General features: G+C 59.8%; 25 protein-coding genes and 1 tRNA gene. 10 read left to right on the forward strand and 16 right to left on the reverse strand.

Annotated elements, in window-relative coordinates:
• Positions 1 to 34: 34 nt before the first annotated feature.
• Together I9018_RS07375 and I9018_RS07380 are read right to left on the reverse strand one after the other, a co-directional pair.
• A complete protein-coding gene (locus I9018_RS07375) occupies positions 35 to 1,876 on the reverse strand; it encodes a KAP family NTPase (RefSeq protein WP_241109098.1) in 1,842 nt (613 codons plus the stop codon).
• Between the two features lie 113 nt (positions 1,877 to 1,989).
• Positions 1,990 to 2,670 carry a recombinase family protein gene (locus I9018_RS07380; RefSeq protein WP_241109099.1) on the reverse strand — a complete coding sequence of 227 codons (681 nt, stop codon included), beginning with the start codon at positions 2,668 to 2,670 and terminating at the stop codon, positions 1,990 to 1,992.
• 146 nt (positions 2,671 to 2,816) lie between these two features.
• Here I9018_RS07380 and I9018_RS07385 point away from each other — a divergent pair, with 146 nt between their 5' ends.
• The 3 genes from I9018_RS07385 to I9018_RS07395 are packed head-to-tail and all read left to right on the forward strand — an operon-like array spanning position 2,817 to position 4,560.
• Positions 2,817 to 3,311 carry a hypothetical protein gene (locus I9018_RS07385; RefSeq protein ID WP_241109100.1) on the forward strand — a complete coding sequence of 165 codons (495 nt, stop codon included), beginning with the start codon at positions 2,817 to 2,819 and terminating at the stop codon, positions 3,309 to 3,311.
• Positions 3,312 to 3,325: 14 nt separating this feature from the next.
• Positions 3,326 to 3,646 (forward strand): hypothetical protein, encoded by a 321-nt coding sequence (locus I9018_RS07390; RefSeq protein ID WP_241109101.1) that lies wholly within the window; start codon positions 3,326 to 3,328, stop codon positions 3,644 to 3,646.
• The gene (locus tag I9018_RS07395) at positions 3,643 to 4,560 is read left to right on the forward strand and encodes a hypothetical protein (RefSeq protein ID WP_241109102.1); all 918 of its coding nucleotides are present in this window, start codon (positions 3,643 to 3,645) and stop codon (positions 4,558 to 4,560) included. The genes I9018_RS07390 and I9018_RS07395 overlap by 4 nt, the downstream gene beginning before the upstream one ends.
• Positions 4,561 to 5,036: 476 nt before the next feature.
• On the opposite strand, the gene I9018_RS07400 is transcribed toward I9018_RS07395, so the two are convergent.
• Positions 5,037 to 5,528 (reverse strand): helix-turn-helix domain-containing protein, encoded by a 492-nt coding sequence (locus I9018_RS07400; protein ID WP_346780105.1) that lies wholly within the window; start codon positions 5,526 to 5,528, stop codon positions 5,037 to 5,039.
• A 68-nt stretch (positions 5,529 to 5,596) separates the two neighbouring features.
• Between I9018_RS07400 and I9018_RS07405 the strand changes: the two genes are divergently transcribed.
• Positions 5,597 to 5,980, forward strand: a complete 384-nt coding sequence (locus I9018_RS07405; RefSeq protein ID WP_241109104.1) for a hypothetical protein — start codon at positions 5,597 to 5,599, stop codon at positions 5,978 to 5,980.
• Positions 5,981 to 6,174: 194 nt separating this feature from the next.
• On the opposite strand, the gene I9018_RS07410 is transcribed toward I9018_RS07405, so the two are convergent.
• From I9018_RS07410 to I9018_RS07430, 5 genes are all read right to left on the reverse strand, one after another.
• Positions 6,175 to 7,935 (reverse strand): site-specific integrase, encoded by a 1,761-nt coding sequence (locus I9018_RS07410; RefSeq protein WP_241109105.1) that lies wholly within the window; start codon positions 7,933 to 7,935, stop codon positions 6,175 to 6,177.
• Positions 7,936 to 8,200: 265 nt separating this feature from the next.
• A tRNA-Gly gene (locus I9018_RS07415) sits at positions 8,201 to 8,274 on the reverse strand.
• Between the two features lie 157 nt (positions 8,275 to 8,431).
• Positions 8,432 to 9,316, reverse strand: coding sequence for an alpha/beta hydrolase (locus I9018_RS07420; RefSeq protein ID WP_068584303.1), 885 nt, complete (start codon positions 9,314 to 9,316; stop codon positions 8,432 to 8,434).
• Between the two features lie 324 nt (positions 9,317 to 9,640).
• Entirely contained in the window at positions 9,641 to 10,333 is a 693-nt protein-coding gene (locus I9018_RS07425; RefSeq protein ID WP_124345980.1) for a 16S rRNA pseudouridine(516) synthase, read from the reverse strand.
• Positions 10,334 to 10,366: 33 nt separating this feature from the next.
• On the reverse strand, positions 10,367 to 10,585 hold the full coding sequence (locus I9018_RS07430) for a cysteine-rich CWC family protein (protein ID WP_068584330.1): 219 nt from the start codon (positions 10,583 to 10,585) through the stop codon (positions 10,367 to 10,369).
• A 311-nt stretch (positions 10,586 to 10,896) separates the two neighbouring features.
• Here I9018_RS07430 and I9018_RS07435 point away from each other — a divergent pair, with 311 nt between their 5' ends.
• On the forward strand, positions 10,897 to 11,274 hold the full coding sequence (locus tag I9018_RS07435) for a hypothetical protein (protein WP_241109106.1): 378 nt from the start codon (positions 10,897 to 10,899) through the stop codon (positions 11,272 to 11,274).
• 76 nt (positions 11,275 to 11,350) lie between these two features.
• On the opposite strand, the gene I9018_RS07440 is transcribed toward I9018_RS07435, so the two are convergent.
• Complete coding sequence (locus I9018_RS07440) at positions 11,351 to 12,445, reverse strand: enoyl-CoA hydratase/isomerase family protein (RefSeq protein WP_241109107.1); 1,095 nt, start codon at positions 12,443 to 12,445, stop codon at positions 11,351 to 11,353.
• 131 nt (positions 12,446 to 12,576) lie between these two features.
• Here I9018_RS07440 and ung point away from each other — a divergent pair, with 131 nt between their 5' ends.
• The gene (gene ung, locus I9018_RS07445) at positions 12,577 to 13,269 is read left to right on the forward strand and encodes a uracil-DNA glycosylase (RefSeq protein WP_124345982.1); all 693 of its coding nucleotides are present in this window, start codon (positions 12,577 to 12,579) and stop codon (positions 13,267 to 13,269) included.
• Positions 13,270 to 13,311: 42 nt separating this feature from the next.
• On the opposite strand, the gene I9018_RS07450 is transcribed toward ung, so the two are convergent.
• The 5 genes from I9018_RS07450 to I9018_RS07470 form a co-directional block, all read right to left on the reverse strand.
• The gene (locus I9018_RS07450; RefSeq protein ID WP_241109108.1) at positions 13,312 to 14,340 is read right to left on the reverse strand and encodes an AbrB family transcriptional regulator; all 1,029 of its coding nucleotides are present in this window, start codon (positions 14,338 to 14,340) and stop codon (positions 13,312 to 13,314) included.
• Positions 14,333 to 15,847 (reverse strand): tripartite tricarboxylate transporter permease, encoded by a 1,515-nt coding sequence (locus I9018_RS07455; RefSeq protein WP_124345983.1) that lies wholly within the window; start codon positions 15,845 to 15,847, stop codon positions 14,333 to 14,335. The genes I9018_RS07450 and I9018_RS07455 overlap by 8 nt, the downstream gene beginning before the upstream one ends.
• Position 15,848: 1 nt before the next feature.
• Positions 15,849 to 16,307, reverse strand: coding sequence for a tripartite tricarboxylate transporter TctB family protein (locus I9018_RS07460; protein ID WP_124345984.1), 459 nt, complete (start codon positions 16,305 to 16,307; stop codon positions 15,849 to 15,851).
• Between the two features lie 58 nt (positions 16,308 to 16,365).
• Positions 16,366 to 17,352 (reverse strand): tripartite tricarboxylate transporter substrate binding protein, encoded by a 987-nt coding sequence (locus I9018_RS07465; RefSeq protein WP_241109109.1) that lies wholly within the window; start codon positions 17,350 to 17,352, stop codon positions 16,366 to 16,368.
• 74 nt (positions 17,353 to 17,426) lie between these two features.
• Positions 17,427 to 18,713 carry an OprD family porin gene (locus I9018_RS07470; protein WP_241109110.1) on the reverse strand — a complete coding sequence of 429 codons (1,287 nt, stop codon included), beginning with the start codon at positions 18,711 to 18,713 and terminating at the stop codon, positions 17,427 to 17,429.
• A 233-nt stretch (positions 18,714 to 18,946) separates the two neighbouring features.
• Here I9018_RS07470 and I9018_RS07475 point away from each other — a divergent pair, with 233 nt between their 5' ends.
• Entirely contained in the window at positions 18,947 to 19,618 is a 672-nt protein-coding gene (locus tag I9018_RS07475) for a response regulator (protein ID WP_241109111.1), read from the forward strand.
• The gene (locus I9018_RS07480) at positions 19,611 to 21,005 is read left to right on the forward strand and encodes a sensor histidine kinase (RefSeq protein ID WP_068580049.1); all 1,395 of its coding nucleotides are present in this window, start codon (positions 19,611 to 19,613) and stop codon (positions 21,003 to 21,005) included. Before I9018_RS07475 ends, I9018_RS07480 begins: the two co-directional genes overlap by 8 nt.
• A gap of 12 nt (positions 21,006 to 21,017) precedes the next feature.
• On the opposite strand, the gene I9018_RS07485 is transcribed toward I9018_RS07480, so the two are convergent.
• Entirely contained in the window at positions 21,018 to 21,839 is an 822-nt protein-coding gene (locus tag I9018_RS07485; protein ID WP_068580048.1) for an HDOD domain-containing protein, read from the reverse strand.
• A 38-nt stretch (positions 21,840 to 21,877) separates the two neighbouring features.
• A complete protein-coding gene (locus I9018_RS07490) occupies positions 21,878 to 22,819 on the reverse strand; it encodes a folate-binding protein YgfZ (protein WP_068580046.1) in 942 nt (313 codons plus the stop codon).
• Between the two features lie 149 nt (positions 22,820 to 22,968).
• Here I9018_RS07490 and I9018_RS07495 point away from each other — a divergent pair, with 149 nt between their 5' ends.
• A complete protein-coding gene (locus tag I9018_RS07495) occupies positions 22,969 to 23,223 on the forward strand; it encodes a succinate dehydrogenase assembly factor 2 (RefSeq protein ID WP_068580044.1) in 255 nt (84 codons plus the stop codon).
• Positions 23,207 to 23,656, forward strand: coding sequence for a protein YgfX (locus tag I9018_RS07500; RefSeq protein WP_124345987.1), 450 nt, complete (start codon positions 23,207 to 23,209; stop codon positions 23,654 to 23,656). The genes I9018_RS07495 and I9018_RS07500 overlap by 17 nt, the downstream gene beginning before the upstream one ends.
• Positions 23,657 to 23,724 lie beyond the last annotated feature (68 nt).

Here is a 23,724-nt window from a genome sequence, read left to right on the forward strand (position 1 = left end):
TTCAGCCCAACCAATTGACGAAGGTAGGCGTCTGCTATTCCGCAACGACCGTGGACTGAGAAGAAATCTCCAGCAAGCTTTCGAGGTGAGCTTCGACAAACAGCATTTTCACCAGTTTGCCTAGGCGCCCAGATTGTGGGTCTTGAGCGATTTTTTTGCAGGCCTGAATGTAGTTATCCATTGCTGATCCGAAATGTCTTTCGTAGCTTTCTTTGTGGAGGCATAGGTCAATCATCTTTGCCATGAAAAAACGCAGCTTTCCAGTCTCACTATTTCTTATGATTAACTCCATGTCCTGCGCAGTCGCTGACTTCAGAGCTATTTCTTGACGAGACCCCCATCCGTTATGCTCTGCCACATGGAGGCAGGCGTCGTAGACAGAAATCTTTGCCTGTGCCATTTCTTTAGCTGCTTCAAATTCGGCTTGGATGCGAGGATGAAGCCTGGCATGGAAGAAAAGAGGGAATTCATTTCCATCCGGGTTTTGAAGTCTGAAGGCTGAGATCCATTCGGTCAGGGCTTTATCCGCAATTGATTCTCCACCGGGAAGATCTGAGATGGTTTCGCAAAGCCAGCTGACCATGTTGGCATCCATTAAGTGCGATTTTCTAGAGACATCCACGGCCTCGGCTAGCAGTTGCTTTTCTGTCAGTGTGTGATCCCATACGGATCGTTCAAAGAATTTGTGGGCTGCATGTCGGGCATCCATTGCTTCGGCTTCCCTGACGTATCGAGCAATGATCTCTGCGACCTGGGAAACATCGAATAATCCAGACTGCAAAAACTCGACGACCAAGAGCTCGTAGTCGTCGCACTGGGCGATTTTCAGTTCGCTCATAAGCATTCGCCATCTCGATTTCCGCTTGTCCTCTTCCGATAGCTCCTCTTTTTTCGTGTTGAGCGAACTCCAGCTTCTGCCAGCGTCTTTAGAAAGCACAAAGGCGAAGTTCGGACCATCCTCAATCCCCTTGTAATGGATCGCGGCAAGTAAGACGGTCGAAGGGATCACGCGCCACAGAACGGAATCAGATAGGTCATGTCGCCCCCCCAAGACGCGATTGACAACCTTGATAACCTTGCGAATTATGCGAATGTTGGTCAGTCCACACGATGCAACTGCGGTGCAGATCTGTTCGGCATGATTCGACGCTGTCAGCGCGATTGCGATTTCAAAGGCCTCGGAGGCTGACGTTGTCAGCTTAAGCTCTTGATCGACGACCTTCTCTCGAAGCAAGTCCCACACGTCCCGTTTGGCGAGCTGATCGCTATTGAGAATCAGCATAAATCGGCACTCATGTTGCTGAGTGAATTCGTCAATAAAACCCAGAATCTCGTCAATATTGAGTTTTTCGTGCTTGCGCTCGATATCGTCGAGAACAATCAATTTTTGCCGAAGTATCGCAGGAGCGAAGACGAGGCTGAGATCGTTCAGAGCGCCAAACCCCTTGTGGAACCCCTCAAGCACCTTGACTCCCGAGCTTACGGCTTGCTTCGCGCCGGCCCAAAACCCCGGATTTGCCTCAATGGCGGGCACCGCGCTTTGGATCAGCTTCATTTTGACTTGCTCCATTCCGGACAAGCCAAACAGCGATACATAGAGCGCACCATTTACAGTCTCATCGGTAGATGATTTCTTGACCTGGTCCCACATGTAGCTCTTGCCTGTGCCCCACTTACCGGACAGCGCGATGACTTTGTTGTCCTTGTCCGCGAGTAATTGTGTCAACTGTTCCTTTGTCGATTTCAATGACATATGCGTCTCCGAAGTTGAGTTTTTCCATGCATGTTGCATCAGGCGCGTGCCAGGTGAACAGCGTCCGGAGGTGGGTGACTCCGAGACTTCATTGACCGGGTGGTTGAGGTTGGACACAGGCACTTAACCCTGCTCCTGAAGCTCTGAGCCTTCGTTGGCGGCCCTTTTCATTCCATGCCTCGTTCTCCCCTTTGAAACTTCAGATCGTTGCGCGTGCGCGACACTGCGGGGGTAGGTCAAGAATTATCATGAGCTGCCAATCGGGCAATCACCCTCTGGACTTGAGTGAGCTGCCAAACGCCTCCTTTTGGCGCTGGTATTCCGATGCTGTTCAGCTCCCCTTGCATTGCTCGCTGCGAAAGCTTCCTTGCTGTCATCCCGTCGAATACTGGCCGGAGCTTGGCTGCAAAGTCATCTGCGGCCTGTTGGCGTTGTTGAACATTCGCTCGCAGGTTTTTAGGTCCGGCCTTGCCCAGAATGACGCCACGAGACTTTGCGACGGCCAGGGCGTCTTTGGTGCGCCTGCTGATCTGATCACGCTCCCACTCAGACATAACCGCATGCATCTGGATCATTACTTTGTTAGCTGTCGGCATATCTGCAGCGACGAAGTCGCAACCCGTCTCCATGAGGCCTGAGATGAAATGCACGTTCCGTGCGAGACGGTCCAGTTTGGCGATGATTAGGGTCGCACCGTATTTACGACAGGTGTCTAGTGCCGCTTTCAACTTCGGGCGTTTCGCAAGAGCGTCAACCCCCTTACCGGTTTCGATCTCTTGAAACTCGGCCAGACATTCCCATTCCCCGTTGCTTAAATAACGTGCGACGGCTTCTCGTTGAGCCTCCAGCCCCAACCCACTTTGCCCCTGAGTTGCGGTGCTAACGCGGTAGTAAGCGACGAATTTGCCGTTTGCCATGATCGAACTCCAGTGATGACCACACTTCAAAACGTTCGTTTAATGTGTGGTCAGCTTAGATCGCGGCACATAAAAACACAATTAATTTGTGTTTTTATGTGCTGGGTTGCTATGCTCAATTTTCTGACAGCAAGGTAGGTGTAACCATGGCAAACGCATTCAAAGTCCGCACGACAGAGCTGACTGGCACTGGTCGAACGTCGCTTAGATTCGAGGAGAGCACCTGGGCAGCAATCGACGCCCTTGCGGTAAATCGAGGTATTCGCTGGCAAGACTGGGCTCGTGACGTGATTGCGCAAAAACCGGGAGCACCTAACAAGGCTGCGGTAATCCGGTCTGCACTTGCTGACGAGTTGTTAGCCGAGAAATTAGCTGCTGTGGCTGATGAATTTGCCTCTGGAACAGCCGAACTCACTGAGGAGCACGAGATAGCCGGGACGGGCTACTACCGCTTAGACGACGTCCAATTGGCCAGTGAGCTGGCGGGCGCCAGTATCACCACCAGAGACGACAGCTTCGGCTCGTTCGTGCTGCATATTGGCCGGCGCTCGATATCCTACGGTGGTGAGTCGTTTGTGATTGTTGAAAACATGCTGAAGGGCCAATTGCACCTGATGCTTGCCCCAACTGTTGAATCATAATAGGCAGAAGAACTATGAAAGTGAAAACTGTAACAGCTAGCGAAGTCGCATACATGCTTCGCCGTGATCTCGGCGCGGTCCGAGCTTGGGATGACCTATTAGCTGACATGAGACGAGGCAAAAGCTCTTATTTTGGGCTGGTTCTGACTCCGTTTCTTTCCAGTCACGATGGAAAAGCATCACGTCCCTATTACAGTCTTTCGGACATCGCTGATTTCACCGATGCTGCCCTTAAAGTCGCGCCATCCTCGATCGCGCTCATACCTATCCAAGTCCACGAATTTGAGGTCGGCCCAGCTGACAAAAGGCTTTGGAAAGCGCGTGCGCTGGTGTGAGCAAGACCGAAGCCGGGGTAAGCCGCAAGTCGTTCAAGGTAACCGCCTGCATTGATTGGCTCGACGTTGTGATCGAAACGTTCAGACCATCGCAACACCAACACGTCCAAGAGGTGCTTAGAGGAATTACCGGCACTAAGCTTTGGGTTGAAACACTCGATAAACGGGCCGGAAATGTAGGGACAGCGTTTCGCCTTCGCTTCCACGATTTGTTGGCGAATGACTACCAAAAGCTACGAAAAACGCTCGATGATTTCGCCATTCGCTACCCTATTGCGTCTGCTCCTCGTATCACTGCGATTGAAGTGGCCTGCGACTTCCGGCATAAGACTGGCTCAATACCCGAAACGCTGGCCATGACTCACAGGTTGCAATCGTGCCTATTTGCTGAGGGGACAAAGCACCGCCAGTTCGATCCCGTCACCCGGGAGAATCGTTATCTCGACCATCATGGGGACCGATTAGATCCGAACCTTAATTTCCGTATTGGCAACAAAGCAGACCCTTTCGCTTGGCAGGTTTACTACAAAAAAACTGACAATCAACAGTTACTCCCTAAAGACCGGTGGCGAGCCCGAGTCGAGGTTACACTGCAAGGATCGGCACTGCACGAATACGGAATTAACTTACTTGCTGATCTTCAATTCTTTCAATTCGATAAGCTCACCGGCCTGTTCCGTTTCCGTCGCGAAGTAGCTCCAGAGAAGCAAGCTGGTGGCGACCTTTTCAAACTGACGGCGATAAAGATAAATCGCAAACTGCATGACGCAACCCCAGAGCGCGGCATGCACAGCTTCGATAAAATCGGGCGGCGTGACAAGTGGCGCAAGACCCGCGCGGAGAGTCGGCATATTGAGGCTGACAGCGAGCTTCAGGGGGCAGTAAAGGGCGCCCTCCGCCGACTCACCCTGTAGGCGCCTGCGCAAAAAAAAGGGACAAAAGCCGACCAGCACACCGCCCGAAGTCCGCACTGGCACAGGATATTGCCCCTGCCGTCCTAATAACTGTAAAAGCTGTAAACGCCACACGGATCTATGTGCAGCCCCTCCATAAGCCTGTCAAAAAAGTAAACCCTTAGAAATATAAGCCCCCTCTCAAGGGGTTGTCTGTGTCGTCGGCGGGACAGTTTGATGAAAGCTTATACTTGGTGCCGAAGCGCTAGCTGGATTCAACTGGCGCTCAGATGGTGAGTGCAATTATGAAGGTGGAAAGCCAAGCTCGTGCGTCGGTTTGTCTACTGCTCTACCTACAATGTAGGTTGGTGGAAAGCTGCGCGGAATCTAGGCCACAGCGTTTTTTTTGCAACGTAATGCGTTCGTAACGCATCAGAATATCGTTGAATGTAAACGCTGATGCGGAGCCGTCGTTCGAACCTGGGCCCGCAGCTGGTTTATCTTGGCGTGCCTTTGGGCTGTTCGGCCCTACCCCAATACACGGCTGAGACGAGGCCCCAGTTCCCCGCATCGTTGGGTCTCCGCCATCGTGCGGTTCGCATTGTCCGGAGATGATTGAGTGCTTCTTCGAACGAGCTGAAACGCAGTTCGGCCCCGTTGTCACCTACCCGAAATGAGCCATCCCTAGGGCTGGCAAGCCCTCGATGAAAGCAACTGCCGTCCGACGCGAAGGGGACGTCCTCCACGATTTCATCTGATGCAACTGGTGCGATCTCGAAAAACGTAGCCGGATCTATGCCCAGGGCGTCTGCAAGCCCCTCAATCGCGTCCAGCGAAGGATTTGCCATGCCTCGTTCTATTCGGCTGAGATAGCTGCGAGCCACGGCAGCATGATCTGCGAACGCTTCCTGGCTGAACCCGCTCGCGAGTCGAAGTTGCCTAAATCTATAGCCGAATCGTTGTCGTAATGATTTTTCCATACCCAACATTTGGCTAGTATGGGACACTCAGGGGCCACGCTCTGTTCGTGACATTTCAAACATAGGGAGATTCATTGATGGCTAGATCAGGCCAGTTTCATGGGTTAGAGGCATTTCAAGCGCTATGTGCAATAGCGATTTTTGGAACTGCTTCGGTTGCGAATGCCGGGGCCGGGGCTGAGAAAATTCCGGTGCCTGAAGCGAGAGCCGAGCAGACGAAGAATGCGGTGAAAGCCCTTCTGAAAGATCCTGAAAGCGCTCAGTTTCGCAATCTTTACACCAAGAGTTGGACTGGTAAGCCAACTCCTAAGGACTCTGTTTGCGGGGAAGTTAACGCGAAAAATAGCTACGGGGGGTATATTGGATTTACCCGTTTCTATCAGGCTGATCCGAACAGCCCTGCGGTTTTATGGGCTACCGAGGATTGGATGAATTCGTCATTCGGCTTTATTTGCGATTAGCACACTTGGCCGGTAGAGTTCTTTAATCGCGAGTTGGTGCGAATCTACCGGCGCCATTTGCATTTATCTAAAGTCAGCTTAGATGATCAATGGTTTTGTTATGCATTGAGGGTGGGTGTAGACGGCGCACTCTCAAAGAGCCCTCTACACCCAGTCGACCAGATAACGAAGCCGAAGAATTTTATATCCTGGACTCATTGCTTGTCTGATAATGGCCTAGGTTTGGTTTTTAGTCTCCATGCGTCTTTGACGGCCTCTAGTCCATTTGCAACGACAAACGATTTGATTGCCGGAAGCTTGAAATCCAGTAGCTTCACGTATTCCAGCAGTCGTTCAGCATCAGCGTCTTTTCTATAACGAACGGCGGTTATGGTTTCACCTCGGCTGTGACCCGCCAGCTGTGCCTGAATGTCCGGTGGGACCCCAAGCTCACTCAATGCGGTGATGAATGTGTGTCTGAACGAGTGAAAAGTGCGTTTGCCGTCTCTCGGTATAGCGAGCTGCTTGCCTAGAAAACGCTCATTGAACCAACTCCCCGCCGGTTTACCGTAACCTTTAATTTCATCACGCTTGAGCTCGGGAAACAGTCGAGAATAACCCGCGCCGGAGAGCGCCTTCACATAGGCGGGAAGCTCTAGTTCGATGATGTGGGGGTGCAACGCGACGATGCGCTGGGAGTTAACAGTCTTCAGTGACTTGTCTGGTTCATCCGCGTCCAGTTTATCTGGACCATCGAGATTGAAGTCCAGGTAATGCACCCCGGTATTCGTCAGCTTGAGGTCGGTGATATAGAGCTGAGAAAGCTCGTTCAGCCGAGCTCCGGTGTAAAGCGCAAGCAACGGCAGCCAGTAAAAATGGGGGCGGAACTGATGGAAGCGTCCGTGTTTATTACGTTCGCCGGTGCCGGCTGAGAACCAGTGGGCAGAAAAGATTTTGTCGAGATCAGTCTTTTCAAACCGGAGGCGGTCATCTTGATCCCGTGTGACTTTTTTCTGTTTCTCGATGGCGCGTTTTGCCGGGTTGTGGGTGAGAATCATGTTGTCGACTGCCCATGCGAACATACTTGAAAGCGAGTCCAAATAGCGTTCAACACTCGCAGATGATAGGCGCAATTCTCCATGCTCTTCGGCCAAGGCGAGCAACTGATTTGCGTCTTGCGTTCCGTGACGACGAGCGGCGTTATATCTGTCTGCAGGCATTCTTCTAAGCGTTGCTTCGTAGTCCCAGATCAGCTGGCGGTTTAGAGCACCTAATGGAGGGTCGCGCATCAGCTCGACGAATGCGCCACATTGCGTTGCCATTTTCTTTTGCTGATCTAGCTTCCAGTTCGGCTGTTTTTTTGTCAGGAACTGTTCCATCAGCGAAGAGACAAGCTGCTCGGCGCGATCCGGTCTACAGCACTCACAAGGCCATGCGGGGGGGCTGTGGGGTGAGGGCTGGGGCGGTGAGGGGAGAGTGCTGATCGGGCCACTTGCGCTTAGTGGAGGGGCTCTAAAGAACCGGCCAGCGTGCACCTTCAGGATTAGCACCGAGCGCGTAGTGAGACGGATGCCCGGCAAATCGAAAAAGGCAGCCGCCAGAGGTCGCCCGAGTAATCGAAAAACTACCTCTTCTGAAGCGCCGGCTTCGATGATGTTTAAAAGCGTGGTGCGCGGGACAAATGGCTTGAGCAAGCGCCTGAAGACGTGCGGGGTCCCTACTTCGATAGCGCTGTTGAGAACGAATCCTTCTGTTTCGCTCTCTCGGTCGATGTCTGAGAAGTCGTCGACCAGAAAACCGGGTTGCGAATTTGCTTCATAGACGACCGGGATGTTGTAGTTGAGCACGCCCCGTAGCACCTGGCCGATGGGTAGCCCGCAAGAATCGCTGAGCTCGCTAAGGCTGATCAGCTCTTTTTTGGAGAGCGCTTCGCCGGCTTCAGGTCGCTCGCTTTCGCTCATGGTCAACTCGCTCAAGTTCAAGTTCCAAATATCCAAGAGTCGACATGCTACCGCTTTCGCCTCGCGCAAATCCCTCGATTCGGTGGAGACGTGAACTTCTCGTTGTCCCAAGCGCGGGCGAAGGTGAGCCGGGACTGTGAGGCGAAGGACGTAGATTCCGCTTGGGCGGCGATAGAGGTTGTTGCGCTGCGCCACGTTATAGCCCTTTGTAGGAGGACTTGCGTGACTGCTCGCGGCTTGCTCATATGACTTGTTGAAAATCAATGAGTTAGATGAGAAGTGGAGCGGGTGAAGGGAATCGAACCCTCGTTATCAGCTTGGGAAGCTGGAGTAATGCCATTATACGACACCCGCTCGAACGGCTGACTTTGTACCAGATGTAACCGGGAATTTGAAGTTTTTCTTTATCTGGCCCGCATTTATCTGTTTTCCCACACTTGCCACAGGGACGCCAGGCGCCACGGACAGAGGGCTTATCCAAAGACGGATGGCGACCTGTGGAAGCGGGATTTCAGACGGCTCGTGCATGTTGGCCCTGAACGTAGGAGGGGCGCGGACGAGCATCGTATTGCAAGGGCTTGAGGAAGCTCAGCAGCGCCCGGCGACTGTCCTGGCAAGCGGCCTTGTGTTCCATGTCCAGGAAATGCCCTGTCGCGCTGATCGTACTGAAGCTCGAGTTTCGCACATGGTTGGCGAACAGCCGGGCGTCCTTGGCCGAGGTGTACTCGTCCCACTCGCCATTGATGAACAGCACGGGTATCTGAATATTCTTCGCCGCCTTGATGTAGCACTGGCGATCGCTGTTGAGCACATGACTGATGTGAAAGTGCATCTGCCCGTACTCATGCTCGGCCAGGCTGCTCACATGGCGATAGTTGAAGCGCTTGAACAGCGATGGCAAGTGCTTGCCGATGGTGTCGTTGACCAGATGGCCGACGCGATGGCGGTCAAGGTTGCCGAGGTAGTCGACGCCGCGTTCCAGGTAGTCGCGCATCGGTTCGTTGATCACCGGCGAGAATGAGCTGATCACCGCCTTTTCGATGCGCCGCGGGCATTGGGCGAGTGCCTGCAAGGTCGCGGCCCCGCCCCAGGAAAACGACAGCACATGCTCGGCGGCGAAGTGTTCGATGAGCTCCAGCAGGATCTGCCCCTCGATTTCCTTGGTCAGCATGCGCTCATGCCGGTTATGGGCCTTGGAGCGACCTGCATAGGGCTGGTCGTAGAGCACCACGTTGAACTGCGGATGGAGGTTCTTCACGGTTTGGGCAAAGGACGCCGTGGTGGCCATCGAGCCGTTGACCAGGATGATGGTCTTGTCCGCAGCTTCCGCGCGATAGAACTCCGTGTAAACCCGATACTGACCTTGTATATCCAGCACAGCGATTTCTGGCCTCATGTCATAAGACTCCTGGCAAGCGGGTATGCGCGCATACGATGAGTGTGCACGGGCAATGTGACAGGTAGGCATACGCCTGGAATCGGGGCCCATGTCGATCCGGTAAGGCAGGTCGACGGGTATTGTTATAGGCGGGCGATTTACCGGCGCGAATGCAGAGCAGGCAGGGCTCAAGCCGGCAAAGGGTTTCTGGTTATGGGTGTGACTGGTCGGTCATAATTCGGCCGACGGACTGATTCAAGCAGGGAGGTCCGGAACCCGCAAGTGCCGTTGGGTAAATTGTTCGACAGCTTCCGCCCAGCGGTCGTCCCTGGGCGAAAGGTGTCACACCTGCTCTATCTCGGCGGTGTGAAGGGGCCGATATTCACCAGGGGCCAGGGCCGGGTCCAGTATCAGCGGCCCCATGCTCTCGCGATGCAGGCGCACGACCTTGTTGTCGAAATGACCGAACATGCGCTTGACCTGGTGGTAGCGCCCTTCGACGATGCTCAGCCGGGCGCTGCGGGGACCGAGGATCTGCAACTGCGCCGGCAGGGTAGTGAGGTCTTCGAAGGCGAAGTACAGGCCCTGGGCGAAGGTCTGGACATACTCGGGGCCAATCTGCCGTTCGGTCTCCACGTAGTAGCGCTTGGGCAGCTTGGTTTGTGGCTGGGTCAGTCGCCGTGACCAGCTGCCGTCGTTGGTGATCAGCAACAGCCCGGTGGTGTTGTAGTCCAGGCGTCCGGCGATATGCAGTTCATGCAGGTCGGGCTCGTCGAGCAGCTCGAGCACGGTCTTGTGTTCGGGGTCGCGGGTGGCGCTGACGCAGCCCATGGGCTTGTGCAGCATGAAGTAGCGCGCTGGCTTGCCGGCCTGCACCACCTCGCCGTCCAGCTCCACCCGGCTGAATTCGCGGACCTCGGCCATGGCATCGGTGACTGGCCGACCATCGATGCGTACGCGCTGTTGCGCTAGCAACAGGCGGGCTTGCTGGCGGTTCAAGTGCGGCAGGTTACCGAGGAAGCGATCAATACGCATGGTGCCCAGGCCTTGCAGGCAGGAAGCGCGGGCTCATGAGCGTGGTGCCTGGGCCGTGCGCAACTGCGCCTCGACACCCGCACAGCGCGGACACAGGCACGATTGGTTGCGCAGCTCCTGCGGCAGGGCCTCGATGACGGCAGGGTCGATACTCACGCTGTAGCACCAGCAGGCACGGTCGGCGCTGCGCGGGTCGGCCAGGGTGCAGTCATTGCGGGCGCCGCAGGCTGGGCAAAGGTCGGGTCTGTTCATGGTATGCAGGGGTGTTTGCGCGCAGGCTCGATGGTGTCCGGCCTGCTTCGCATGGGCGGCTCGCGGTAACAGGTTGTGCAGGGTGTCTGCGGATTGCGGACCGGTCAAGCAGCGGCTGACGATCAGTGGCAAGTACCGTGGCCTGGCGGGTTCTCGTGCCCAGGTCGCCGGTGGTCGTCAGGCACTATAAATGTGGGGGTGAGAACCGCACTGAAAGCGGTTTTCGCGGTCAGATATGTTGTCAGTCAGCATTGCTGGCTGCCGCCTGCCAGCGTCGCTGGTCTGGCTTCTTCGCGGTCCAGGAGGCCGCCATGTATCGTCGACTTCTGCTGCTTATCCTGTTGGGTTCGAGTCTTTGCGCGTGCGTCCCCTATTACGATGGAGACTCCGGTTACTACGGCTCCCGGGTCTACAGCTCGCCGGCGCCGGCCTATTACTACGGTGGCGGTTCTTCCTATTACTACTCCACTGGGCGCAGCTACTACGCGCCCCGCTATTACCAGCCAGCCCCCCGTTACTACCAACCGGCACCACGCTACTACCAGCCTCGCCCGGGGTACCGACCGTACCCGGGCCAGGGTTGGGGAGGGCATGATCATCAGGGTAACTGGGGCAATAACAATGGGGGCAACCACGACTGGGGAGGCCATGGCGGTCATGACCGCGGCCGGGGAGGGCGCGGCCACTGAGGCTCGCACGACCCGCAATCCTAGGGCCGTTGCACGTCGGGGTTGGATGTTCCCATCCCCGGTAGCGGGTTGGCCGTTAATAGCCTGTGAGGTCCGCCAGCGGATGACGGCCCTCCCAGGCCTTGTGGAAATGCGCCTCGACCACGGCTTCCGGCACGCTGGTGATATCTGCCCAGTGCCAACGTGGCTGGTGATCCTTGTCGATCAGGCGTGCACGCACCCCTTCGGCGAACTCCGGGTGCCGGCAGCAATTCAGGCTCAGGGTGTACTCCATCTGGAACACTTCGGCCAGCGACAGGTAGCGGGCCCGGCGGATCTGTTCCCAGACCAGGTGCGCCGTCAGTGGACAGCCTTCGGCGAGGGTCTTGGCCGCACGGCTGTAGAGCGTGTCCTGATGGTCGTGCAACTGGCCAATGGCGCGCCAGGCACAGGCCACGTCGCTGACGTCCAGCCATTGGTCGATTTCGGCCCGGTCGGGCATCTGCCCCAGGGCTTCTTGTTGCAGGGCCTTGAGCAGGCTATTGAGCTGGCGTGGGGTCTGTTCCTGCCAGTTCAATTGCAGCAGCCCCTGGGTCAACGCCTCTTGTTGCTCATCCAGCAGGAAGCGGTCGGCCAGGCCCAGGTCCAGGGCATCGCGGCCGTTCATGTGGGCACCGGTGAGCCCCAGGAACAGCCCCAGCTTGCCGGGCATGCGCGAAAGGAACCAGCTGGCCCCCACGTCGGGATACAGGCCAATGCTGATTTCCGGCATCGCCAGGCGGCTGCTGGGGGTGACGATGCGGATGCCGGCGCCTTGCAGCAGGCCCATGCCGCCTCCGAGCACATAGCCATGGCCCCAGCAGATCAATGGCTTGGGATAGGTGTGCAGACGGTAGTCGAGACGATACTCCGCGGCGAAGAAATGCCCGGCCAGGGTCGGTACCTGGCCGGGTTGTGCCAGGCAAGCCTGGGCCAGGCTGCGGACCTCGCCACCGGCACAGAAGGCCTTGGCACCGTTGCCACGCAACATCACGCAGACCACGCGGGGGTCCTTGGCCCAGGCGTCGAGGCGTTCGCTCAACTGCTGGATCATGGGCAGCGACAGGGCGTTGAGGGATTTTTCCGCGTCCAGGGTAGCGATGGCGATGCGGGCGCCGCCGGTACCGGTGAGTTCTTCGACGTGCAGGTTCATCGTGACCTCGATGGAAAATAAGAGCGGTCAGTATGATCGCCGTGAGGGAAAGTACTGCTCCTGTGTCAGATCAATTGACAAGCGAAGTCGGCTTTCCTAGGGTGCGGCCATTGTTTTTCACGGGCATGGCCATGACTGCTGACGATCGTATCAAACTCGAACCGAGCTGGAAGGAGGCACTGCGTGCCGAATTCGAGCAGCCCTACATGAGCGAACTGCGGGAGTTCCTGCGCCAGGAACATGCCGCCGGCAAGCAGATCTATCCGCCGGGTCCGCTGATCTTCAACGCCCTGAATTCGACACCCCTGGACAAGGTCAAGGTGGTGATCCTCGGCCAGGACCCCTACCACGGCCCGGGCCAGGCCCATGGGTTGTGCTTTTCGGTGCAGCCGGGCGTGCCCGCGCCACCCTCGCTGGTGAACATCTACAAAGAGCTCAAGCGCGACTTGAACATCGACATCCCCAACCACGGTTACCTGCAGAGCTGGGCCGACCAGGGCGTGTTGATGCTCAACACCACCATGACCGTGGAGCGCGCCAATGCCGCCTCCCATGCGGGCAAGGGCTGGCAATTCTTCACCGACCGGATCATCGAGGTGGTCAGCGCCCACCAGCCGCACCTGGTCTTCCTGCTCTGGGGCTCCCATGCCCAGAGCAAGCAGAAGTTGATCGACGCGACCAAGCACCTGGTGCTGACTTCCGTGCACCCATCGCCCCTGTCCGCTTACCGTGGGTTCCTCGGTTGCGGGCATTTCAGCCGTACCAACAAGTTCCTCGAGCAAAACGGCGAAGCCCCGATCGAGTGGCGCCTGCCACCGCTGTAGGCCAGCCCTGTGGTCGCTGCCCGACCCCGTCTGCGGCAGCGGCTACAGATCCTTGTTCCAGTGGCGGAACAGGGGCTCGGCAAGGAACAGCACGAACAACAGGCGCATCACCTGCATCGCTGTCACCAATGGCACCGACAGTTGCAGCACCTCGGCCGTCAGGCTCATTTCCGCAATGCCTCCGGGCATCATGCCCAGGGTCAGTGAACGCAGATCCAGGTGGGTCAGCAGGCTCAAGCACCAGGCCGCCAGGCCGGCGATCAACATGCTCAGGGCGGTGCCCACCAGCGTACGCCCCATGAATGAGGGCGCCCGACAAAAGAACTGCCGATTGAAATGACAACCCAGGCCGCTGCCGATCAGCCACTGGCCCAGCTGGCTGGCTCCGTCCGGCAGGCCGATGTGCAGGTTCCAGGCGATGCTCGCCGTGGCGCTGAGCAGCAAGGGGCCGAACAACCAGGGGTTGGGTTGGCGCAGGCGCTGCCAGAGCCAGGCCAGCAGCGCTCCGGCGGGAAACAGCAGGGCCAGCCAGTGCCAGTCGACGACCGCCCCTTGCAATACCGGTGAGCCTTGGCCCAGCAGGTACTTGAAGGCGGCGGGTACGCACAGCACCACCGCCAGTACCCGCAAGCTCTGTCCGGCGGCTACCCGGCTGAGTACCGCGCCATTGCGTGCGCCGAGGTTGACCATTTCCCCCGAACCACCCGGCATGCTGGAGAAGAAGGCGGTGGCCCGATCCTCGCCGGTACGTCGTAGCAACCAGACCGCCACTACGCTGGACAGGCTGGTAACCAGCGCACCGCAGAAGATCAGGCCGAAATGGCTCATGACCTGTTCCATCACCGCCGGGGTGAAGTGCAGGCCGATGCCGATGCCCACCACCCATTGTCCGCATTTGCGACCGCCGGGAATTTCCCCCAACTGCCATGGGGTCAGGCAGCGCACCAGGATGACGGCCAGCAACGAACCGACCATCCAGGGCAATGGCCAGCCGACCTGGCTGGCCAGGTAGCCACCCGCCAGGCCCACCAGGGGCGTGCCCCACCATTGCCTGAAGGTGGCGTCAGACATCGGCTAAGGCGCGGCGTTGGCTGGCACGCTTGCGCCAGATGCGCAGCAGCGGCATGAGCAGCATGCACAGGGTCAGTGCCCAGACACCGACGGTGATCGGGCTCGACCAGAGGATTTCCAGAGCGCCATTGGAGATCGACAGTGCACGACGCAGGTTCTGTTCCATCAAGCCGCCAAGGATGAAGCCCAGCAGCACCGGCGAGAGCGGGAAGTCCAGCTTGCGCAGGATGTAGCCGAAAATGCCGATGCCCACCATCAGGAACAGGTCGAAAGTGGTGGCATGCACGGCATAGACGCCGATCGCGGTGATGATCGCGATGGCCGGCACCAGGGCCCAGTTCGGCACCGCGAGGATGCGGGTGAAGATGCGGATCATCGGGATGTTGAGGATCACCAGCATGATGTTGGCGATGAACAACGAGGCGATCAGGCCCCAGACGATGTCCGGTTGTTGCTGGAACAGCAACGGCCCCGGCGTGATGTTGTACAGCGACAGGGCGCCGATCATCACCGCCGTGGTGCCCGAGCCCGGCACGCCCAGGGTCAGCATCGGCACCAGGGCGCCGCAGGCCGAGGCGCCGATCGCGGTTTCCGGAGCCGCCAGGCCGCGCTTGTCGCCCTGGCCAAAAGTGCCGGTGGCGCCAGCGATGCGTTTCTCGGTCATGTAGGCCACGGCGCTGGCCAGGGTCGCGCCTGCACCGGGCAATACCCCCATGATGAAGCCCAGCAGGCCGCAGCGCAGGTTGACGGTGAACACCGAGGCGGCTTCCTTGAAGTTGAACAGCATGCGTCCGGTGGCCTTGACCGCTTCCTGGCCGCGGTGGGTCTTTTCCAGCAGCAGGAGGATTTCGCTGATGGAAAACAGGCCCAGTACCAGGACCACGAACTGAATGCCGTCGGCCAGATGGATGCTGTCACCGGTGAAGCGATACACGCCGCTGTTGGCATCGATGCCTACCGCCGACAGGAACAGCCCGATCAGCGCGGCAATGAAGGTCTTCAGTGGCCGGTCGCCCGCCATGCCGCCGAGAGCGACGATGGCGAACACCATCAGCACGAAATATTCCGCCGGGCCGAAGGCGATGGCCCACTTGGCCAGCAGCGGGGCGAACAGCACCATGCCGCAGGTGGCGATGAAGGCGCCAAGGAACGAACTCCAGGCCGATAACGACAGGGCCACCCCGGCCAGGCCCTTGCGAGCCATCGGATAACCGTCGAGGGTGGTCATCACCGTAGAGGCCTCGCCGGGGATGTTCAGCAGGATCGAACTGATTCGCCCGCCGTACTCGCAGCCCAGGTAGACCGCCGCCAGCAGGATCAGCGCCGACTCCGGCGGCAGGCCCAGGGCGAAGGCGATGGGGATCAGCAGCGCCACGCCGTTGATCGGGCCCAGGCCCGGCAGCAGGCCGACGACGGTGCCGATCAGGGTGCCGGTGAGGGCGGTGACCAGGTTGTACGGGCTCAGCGCGACGCCGAAGCCCTGGCCGAGATAGCTCAAGGTATCCATATCAATTCTCCAGAACGTCGAGCAGGCCCAGGGGCAGGGGCACGTCCATGACCCGATCGAACAGCCAGTACAGGCCGATGCTGAGCAGGCTGACGATCACCAGACTGGGCAACCAGCGGCCGCCATACAGGCGGGCCATGGGGACGCCGACGAGGATCCCGGCGAGGATGAAGCCCAGGGGTTCGAAGGTGCCGGCCAATACCAGCAGCAGGGCCACGCAGAGGGCGATCTTGACCAGGGTTTCACGGTCCAGGGGCGGTTCGTCGTCGCTGTGCTTGATCGGTGTCGGGCGCACCAGCAGGTACAGCAGCGCCAGGCCCATCAGGCCGAGCATGAGTAGCGGAAAGGCCCTTGGGCCCACGGGTTCGTAGGAAAAGGCCGCCTGGTACGGCCAGGCCATCAGTGCAAGGCCAGCACAGGCCAGCAACAGCACCGAGGCGAATAGACGTTGAACGAGCATGGCTAACTCCCGGGCTCGACCCCCGCTGCGCAAGGGCCGGGCCGTCAGAATGGGGTGGTCACTGGATCAGGCCGAATTCCTTGGCCAGGGCCTTGTAGTCGGCCACCTGTTTCTTCACGTAGGTGTCCAGCTCCGGGCCGGTCATGGCGAAGGGGAACAGCTCGCGCTGGTCACGCAGCTTGGCGAACTCCTCGGAGGCCAGGAGCTTGTCGAAGGCGTTTTTCCACCAGGCGTATTCCTCGTCGCTGACCTTCGGCCCCAGGTAGAAGCCGCGCACCACCGGCCAGACGATGTCATAGCCCTGTTCCTTGGCAGTGGGGATGTTCTTCATTTCCGGTTCGTCCAGGCGTTGTTCGGAGAACACCGCCAGCAGGCGCATGTCGCCCGCGAGGATGTGTGGCATGGAGTCGGAGATGTCGGTACTGCCCACCTGGATGTGCCCGCCCAGCAGGGCCGTGGCGATTTCCCCGCCGCCCTCCAGGGCCACGTAGCGCAGGTCCCGCGGGTTGATCCCGGCGGCCTTGGCGATCAGCGCGGTTTGCATCCAGTCCTGGCTGCCGACGGTGCCGCCGGAGCCGATCACCACCTTGCTCGGATCTTTCTTCAGGGCCGCGACCAGGTCATCGAGAGTCTTGTAGGGCGAATCGTTCTTCACCGCGATGGCGCCATAGCTGGTGCCCACGGCCGCCAGCCAGTGCACGGCGTTTTCATCGAAGCGCCCGAACTTGCCCTGGGCCAGGTTCAGCAGCGAACCGCTGGACCAGGCCACCAGGGTCCCGGCGTCGGCCGGGCGCTGGGCCACGACCGCGTTATAGGCCACGGCCCCGACGCCGCCGGGCATGTAGGTGACGCGCATCGGTTTGCTGAGGATCTTCTCGTTGACCAGGGCGCTCTGCACCAGCTTGCAGGTCAGGTCGAAGCCGCCGCCGGGGGAGGCCGGGGCGATGCATTCCGGGCGCTTGGGTTCGGTAGCGGCAGCCAGTGACTGCCCGGCGAGCAGCAGGCAGCCGGCGGCGATGGCAAGGTTACGCAGGGAAAGGTCCATGATCGTCTCCACAGGAGTTGTTGTTGGTCTATCGGGTCATCCTCGACCCTGTTCGCAGGTGTGTGGCCAGCTCTCTACCACAGGGCCACGCTGTAGCTCAGCAGCAGGCGTACTTCATCGGCATCGCGCGCCGAATAGTTCGAGCGGTAGGTGGCATTGCGCAGGCGCACCGCGACATCCTTGAAGGTGCCGCTCTGCACCACGTACTTGAGCTCGGTATCGCGTTCCCATTCCTTGCCGGTGCCACCGTTCTTCAGGGCGATATTGTCGCCGCTCAGGTAGCGGGTCATGAAGCTCAGGCCGGGAATCCCCAGCTTGGCGAAGTCATAGTCGTAGCGGGCTTGCCAGGAGCGTTCCTCGGCGCCGGCGAAGTCGTTGATCTGCACGAAGTTCACCAGGTATGGATCGCTGCCATCGACATAGGGAAAGGCGCTGTCGCCGGACATGTGCTGGTAGGCGGCGCTGAGTTTATGCCCCTTGAGGGCGTAGCTCACCAGGCCGTTGAGGGCGCGGTTGTCGATTTTGCCACCGCGGGCCTGGCCCTGGTCATTGCTGATGGCCAGGCGCAGGTCGCTGGCGAAGGTGCCGGGCCCCATGGGGCGCGACGCCACCAAACCGACAAAGTGCTGGTTGTAGACGTCGTCGAGCTGGGCGAAATGGTAGCTGGCGGTGATCTTGTCGCTGAGCTTGTAGTCCAGGCCGCCGAAGTTGAAGTGTTTGCCGGCCACGTTGCCGGCGAAGCGGCTGTTCTTGTTGTTGAGGCGGATGTCCTCGTAGTTGCTGTCGTCGCGGTCCTTGGCTTTGTCCAGGCGGCCGCCGGTGAAGGTCAGGTTGCTGATTTCCCCGGAGGTCAGCAGGCCGCCCTGGAAGGTCTGTGGCAGGATGCGCCCGTCGTTGGGCTTGAGGATCGGTAATTCGGGGATCAGGCTGCCGACCTTCAGTTCGGTGGCGGAGAACCTGATTTTGCCGGTCAGGCCCAGTTTGGAGTACTGGTTGGCCGCGCGCCCATCGTCGTGGGTCGGCAAGAGGCCGGTGCCGGTGCGGTCGGGGCTGGAGTCGAGCTTGACGCCCAGCATGCCCAGGGCATCGACGCCAAATCCCACGGTGCCTTCGGTGTAGCCCGACTGCAGGTTGAGCATGAAGCCCTGGGCCCACTCGTCGCGCTTGGATTGCTGGGCGCTGGTGCCGTCGCGAAAGTCGCGATTGAAGTACATGTTGCGGGTTTCGAAGGTGGCGCTGCTGTCTTCGAAGAACGCGGCCTGGGTCAGCGGAGCGGCAAGGGCGGCGGCGCTGGCGAGGGCGGTCGGGGTCAGGCGGGAGAAACGCACAGGCGCGCTGGCCTGGGAGTGCGTGGATGGCATCCGGTGGTACTCCGATATTGTTCTTATTCTGATGAAAACGCTTCGAGGCGCTTTGCATGTCGGCGGAGCTCGGCAAGGCTGCCGAAACTTTCCGTAACAGGACTCTAAAGGGCCAACCTTTCGCTAACCTTTCAGCCAGCTTTCGCGGTTTCCAGGCTTCACAGCAGCGGTTGCGGCGGTACACTCCGCGCGCAAAAGTACTGTCGATTCCCCCCTGAACGAGGTGCAAAACCATGCGGGTCCTGCTGGTCGAAGACCATCTGCAACTGGCTGAAAGTGTCGCCCAGGCGCTCAAGAGCACGGGCCTGACCGTGGACGTGCTGCACGACGGGGTGGCCGCCGACCTGGCACTGAGCAGCGAGGAGTACGCCATGGCGGTGCTGGATGTCGGCCTGCCGCGCATGGATGGCTTCGAGGTGCTGGCGCGCCTGCGGACCCGAGGCAAGAACCTGCCGGTGCTGATGCTTACCGCTCGCAGCGACGTCAAGGATCGGGTCCACGGCCTCAACCTTGGGGCCGATGACTACCTGGCCAAGCCCTTCGAACTGAGCGAGCTGGAGGCCCGGGTCAAGGCCCTGCTGCGTCGCAGCGTGCTGGGCGGGGAGCGCCAGCAACGCTGTGGAGGGCTGGCTTATGACCTGGATACCCGGCGTTTCACTCTGGGTGATGTGCTGTTGACCCTGACGTCTCGCGAGCATGCGGTGCTCGAGGCGTTGATCGCCCGGCCAGGAAGGGTGATGAGCAAGGAGCAACTGGCCTCCCAGGTTTTCGGCCTGGACGAGGAGGCCAGTCCCGATGCCATCGAGATCTACGTCCATCGCCTGCGCAAGAAGCTCGATGGCCACGCGGTGGCCATTGTCACTTTCCGTGGCCTGGGTTATCTGCTGGAAAGCCGCGATGCATAAGCCCAGTAGCCTACGCTGGCGCCTGCTGTGGAACCTGGCGCTGCTGCTGGTGGTGCTGATGCTGGCCAGCGGCCTGAGCGCCTACTGGAATGGCCGCGAGGCGGCCGATACTGCCTATGACCGGACCCTGCTGGCGTCGGCGCGAACCATCGCTGCCGGCCTGTCCCAGCGCGATGGCAGCCTGAGTGCCAATGTGCCCTATGTGGCCCTGGATACCTTTGCCTATGATAGCGCCGGGCGCATCTACTACCAGGTCAACGACATTCACCAGCAACTGATTTCCGGATACGAGAACCTGCCCGGGCCGCCACCAGGCACTCCGCGTACCGATGACTATCCGGCCCTGGCGCGGTTCTACGACGCCAGCTATCTGGGGCAGAACGTGCGGGTGGTGAGCCTGCTCAAGGCGGTCAGCGAGCCGAACATGAATGGCATGGCGGAAATCCGCGTGGCCGAGACCGATGAGGCTCGGGTCGCCATGGCCCGCAGCCTGATGGCCGATACCCTGCTGCGCCTGGGCATGCTGGCCATCGGTGCCTTGCTCCTGGTGTGGTTTGCGGTGAGCGCCGCCTTGCGGCCCCTGGAGCGTTTGCGCAGTGCGGTGGAGGAGCGCCAGCCGGACGACTTGCGGCCCTTGCCGCTGGTTTCGGTGCAGCGCGAGCTCTGGCCTCTGGTGCGGGCGTTGAACCATTTCACCGAACGCTTGCGCGGGCAGTTCGAGCGCCAGGCGCAATTTATCGCCGATGCTTCCCATGAGCTGCGCACGCCCCTGGCGGCGCTCAAGGCGCGCCTGGAGTTGGGGCTGCGCTCCAATGAACCACAAGCCTGGCGCTCCACCCTGGAGAGCACGGCCCAGGGAACCGACCGCCTGACCCACCTGGCCAACCAGTTGTTGTCTCTGGCCCGGGTGGAGAACGGCGCCAGGGCCATTGCCGAAGGCGGTGCGCAATTGCTCGATCTCAGTCAACTGGCGCGGGAGCTGGGCATGGCCATGGCACCCCTGGCCCATGCCCGTGGCGTGGCATTGGCCCTGGAAGCCGACGAGCCGGTCTGGCTCAAAGGCGAGCCAACCCTGCTCAATGAGTTGCTGAGCAATCTGGTGGACAACGCACTGGCCCACACCCCGTCGGGCGGCAATGTGGTGTTGCGGGTTACCCCACCAGGGGTGCTGGAGGTGGAGGACGACGGGCCGGGGATTCCCCTGGAGGAGCGCGACCGGGTCTTCGAGCGTTTCTACCGACGTAACCAGCAGGTGGCGGGGTCAGGGTTGGGGCTGGCGATCGTCGGCGAGATCTGTCGTGCACATTTGGCGCAGATCAGCCTGCATGACGGCCAGCCGTCGGGATTGAAGGTGCGGGTGAGCTTTGTCGCGGGCCGGGAGTCCTGACAAGGCACGCTCTCAATAGAGCATCGAACGGGATTCTTGCAGGTCGTTGCACATGGCCTGGTCGTCCGGATCGATCTTGAGTTTCTTGAAGGCCGGTACGCTGAAGGCATCGATGCGCGAGAGCGGGTGGTCGCTGTCCTTGTGGCAGTACAGGGTCGCCACCTGGACCAGGTCCACGTAGTCGATCCCGCTGGATTGGCGATTGAAGTCCAGGTAGTGCTCGGGGATCTGCACCAGTTGTTCGGGAAACTCCCAGACTTGCAGCAGCTTCTTGCCCAGGAGTGGGTGGATCTCTTCGATCACGTGATTGAGGCTCACCGAGTCGGCCAGCAGCTCATAGTGATCCTCGGCGTAGGTCAGGATCGGCAGTACGCCGATCTGGTGCACCAGGCCACCGAGCGCCGCCTGGTCCGGCTTGAGTTGGGTGTAGCTGCGGCACAGGGCATAGCTGACCCCGGCCACTTCCAGGCTCCGGCGCCAGACATCGCGCATCTTGCGCTCCACGACCTCGGAACGGGCGTTGAAGATCTGCTCCATCACCAGGCCGATGGCCAGGTTGCTGCTGTAGTTGACGCCCAGGCGGGTGATGGCGGTGTGTAGGTCGGTGACTTCCTGGGTCGCTCGCAGCAACGGGCTGTTGACCACCTTGATCAGCCGCGCCGACAGCGCGGTATCGCGGCCTATCACTTTGCTCAGGGTGCTGACGCTGATTTCCGGGTCTTCGGCGGCCTGGCGAATTTGCATGGCCACCTCCGGGAGGGTTGGCAGGACCAGGTCATCGTTGTCGATGGCCTCGACCAAATCCTGTTGGACCTTTTCCGCCAGCTCAGTCATTTCAATTCTCTAGGGTATTGCAGGAAAGGGGCAGGCAATCAGCGCTGGATTTCTCGATCACGATCCAACTGGTAGGGCAGGTCCAGCAATTGCAGGCCAGGTCCTTCGAGCGTCCCCAGGTGCAGGTTGTCATCCTCTACCGCTTCGGCCTGCACCACGGCCAGCAGTTCCACCTGGCCGGATGCCTGGGCGGACAGCACCACTTCACCGATGGAGCTGCCGTGGGTTGGGGAAAACAGCGGCGTGCCAGGAGCGGGAAGCTCGTCGCCGGCAAGTGCCAGGCGGTACAGGCGACGCTTGAGTTTGCCGAGGTATTGCATGCGCGCGACGATTTCCTGGCCGGTATAGCAGCCCTTCTTGAAACTGACGCCGCCCACGGCTTGCAGGTTGAGCATCTGCGGGATGAACAGCTCACGGGTCTGCGGCATGACCTGGCCGAGGCCCGCACGGATCTGGCCCAGCAGCCACTGGTTCAAGTCGCCTTGGGGCAGTTGTGCGATCAGTTGCTGGTGCAGGCTCTCGGCGCGTTCGGCCCGGGCCCAGAGTTCGGCGCGATCGGTCGAGACGCGTACGGCGATCAGGTCGTCCGTCCGGACCACGGCGCCGGCTTCCTGGGGCAGTTCCAGGCCCAGGCCGGCTAGCACATGCTGGGCGGCGTTAAGGCCGAAACGTGCCCAGCTGGTGCTTTCATCGGTGAGCTTGGCCTTGGAAAACACCGCGTATTTCTTCAGGTCCGCCAGTTGCGGCTCGATCAGTTCGCAGGCCATGGCCAGCAGGCAACCGTCGCCTTCCAGGAGAATGCGGAAGCTCGACTGCATTCGGCCCTTCTGGGTGCAGCGCGCGCCCAGGCTGGATTGGTCGGCACTGAGATAGTTGAGGTTGCAGGTCAATTGGCCCTGCAGGAATTTGCTGGCGTCGGGGCCGCGGACGGCGAGTACGCCTTCGTGGGACAGGGGGCAGAAAAAAGCGGAGTCAGCCATGGGTCATCGCAGGGTAAAAAGTCTGGGGCACATGATAAGGGGGTGCCCTTGAAATGGATAGTTCACAAAGGATAGGCGGTGGACGACCAAAGCCGACTGTCATCGCTTTCCTCGGGCTGTATACTGGCGCCCTATTTGAGGAGCGTTCCATGGTTGAAGATGTTGAACTGAATCGCCTCTACTGGCACAGCCGTCGCGGCATGCTCGAGCTGGATGTATTGCTGGTGCCGTTCGTCAGGGAGGTGTACCCGAATCTCAACGAGACCGACCGCGAGTGCTATCGCAAGTTGCTCGAATGCGAGGACCAGGACATGTTCGGCTGGTTCATGGAGCGCAGCGAGTCCTCGGACCCTGAGTTGCAGCGCATGGTGCGCATGATCCTGGACCGTGTCCAACCCAAGTAAGTTGTTCGAATGCCGCTGGCAGGCCTCAAGGCTGCTGCTGGCGGCGTACCTGCTGGCCCAGGCCATGGCCCTGGGCGCCATCTTCCTGCTTGATATCCCTTCAGTTGCCAAGGTACTGGCGGTTTTGTCGTGCCTGCTGCACGGCGCCTGGGTGTTGCCCCGGCAGGTCTTGCTGAGCCACTCCCGGGCATTCAGGTGCTTGCGCCACGGTACCAGCGGTTGGCAATTGTGGAGCCCGGCACGGGGTTGGCAGGCTGTGGAGCTGCGTCCCGATAGCCTGGCATTGCCATTGATCGTGGTGCTGCGTTTTCGGTTGCCGGGGCGGCCTTGGGTTCATTGCATTTGCGTGCCATGGGACTCGATGGCGTCCGATGAGCACCGGCGACTGCGTGTGCGGCTCAAGTTCGGCCGCAGCAGATGGGGATCGGTCTAGGGGGAGGGCTGGCCCCAAAGAAGGTGTTGCGAAGAGACGGAAAGGGACTGGCGCATCATGCTCAAGCC

The organism is Pseudomonas sp. MPFS (assembly GCF_022537035.1).
GTDB classification, from domain to species: Bacteria; Pseudomonadota; Gammaproteobacteria; order Pseudomonadales; family Pseudomonadaceae; genus Aquipseudomonas; species Aquipseudomonas sessilinigenes.

Coding starts and splice junctions, on each gene's coding strand:
- I9018_RS07440 (WP_241109107.1), bottom strand. CDS start 12,445: ATGAACCTGCACGTCGAAGAACTCACCGGTACCGGCGGCGCCCGCATC.
- I9018_RS07400 (WP_346780105.1), bottom strand. CDS start 5,528: ATGTTGGGTATGGAAAAATCATTACGACAACGATTCGGCTATAGATTT.
- I9018_RS07430 (WP_068584330.1), bottom strand. CDS start 10,585: ATGAACAGACCCGACCTTTGCCCAGCCTGCGGCGCCCGCAATGACTGC.
- I9018_RS07490 (WP_068580046.1), bottom strand. CDS start 22,819: ATGGCTGACTCCGCTTTTTTCTGCCCCCTGTCCCACGAAGGCGTACTC.
- I9018_RS07485 (WP_068580048.1), bottom strand. CDS start 21,839: ATGACTGAGCTGGCGGAAAAGGTCCAACAGGATTTGGTCGAGGCCATC.
- I9018_RS07495 (WP_068580044.1), top strand. CDS start 22,969: ATGGTTGAAGATGTTGAACTGAATCGCCTCTACTGGCACAGCCGTCGC.
- I9018_RS07435 (WP_241109106.1), top strand. CDS start 10,897: ATGTATCGTCGACTTCTGCTGCTTATCCTGTTGGGTTCGAGTCTTTGC.
- I9018_RS07405 (WP_241109104.1), top strand. CDS start 5,597: ATGGCTAGATCAGGCCAGTTTCATGGGTTAGAGGCATTTCAAGCGCTA.
- I9018_RS07450 (WP_241109108.1), bottom strand. CDS start 14,340: ATGTCTGACGCCACCTTCAGGCAATGGTGGGGCACGCCCCTGGTGGGC.
- I9018_RS07420 (WP_068584303.1), bottom strand. CDS start 9,316: ATGAGGCCAGAAATCGCTGTGCTGGATATACAAGGTCAGTATCGGGTT.
- I9018_RS07385 (WP_241109100.1), top strand. CDS start 2,817: ATGGCAAACGCATTCAAAGTCCGCACGACAGAGCTGACTGGCACTGGT.
- ung (WP_124345982.1), top strand. CDS start 12,577: ATGACTGCTGACGATCGTATCAAACTCGAACCGAGCTGGAAGGAGGCA.
- I9018_RS07470 (WP_241109110.1), bottom strand. CDS start 18,713: ATGCCATCCACGCACTCCCAGGCCAGCGCGCCTGTGCGTTTCTCCCGC.
- I9018_RS07460 (WP_124345984.1), bottom strand. CDS start 16,307: ATGCTCGTTCAACGTCTATTCGCCTCGGTGCTGTTGCTGGCCTGTGCT.
- I9018_RS07465 (WP_241109109.1), bottom strand. CDS start 17,352: ATGGACCTTTCCCTGCGTAACCTTGCCATCGCCGCCGGCTGCCTGCTG.
- I9018_RS07480 (WP_068580049.1), top strand. CDS start 19,611: ATGCATAAGCCCAGTAGCCTACGCTGGCGCCTGCTGTGGAACCTGGCG.
- I9018_RS07380 (WP_241109099.1), bottom strand. CDS start 2,670: ATGGCAAACGGCAAATTCGTCGCTTACTACCGCGTTAGCACCGCAACT.
- I9018_RS07455 (WP_124345983.1), bottom strand. CDS start 15,847: ATGGATACCTTGAGCTATCTCGGCCAGGGCTTCGGCGTCGCGCTGAGC.
- I9018_RS07475 (WP_241109111.1), top strand. CDS start 18,947: ATGCGGGTCCTGCTGGTCGAAGACCATCTGCAACTGGCTGAAAGTGTC.
- I9018_RS07390 (WP_241109101.1), top strand. CDS start 3,326: ATGAAAGTGAAAACTGTAACAGCTAGCGAAGTCGCATACATGCTTCGC.
- I9018_RS07425 (WP_124345980.1), bottom strand. CDS start 10,333: ATGCGTATTGATCGCTTCCTCGGTAACCTGCCGCACTTGAACCGCCAG.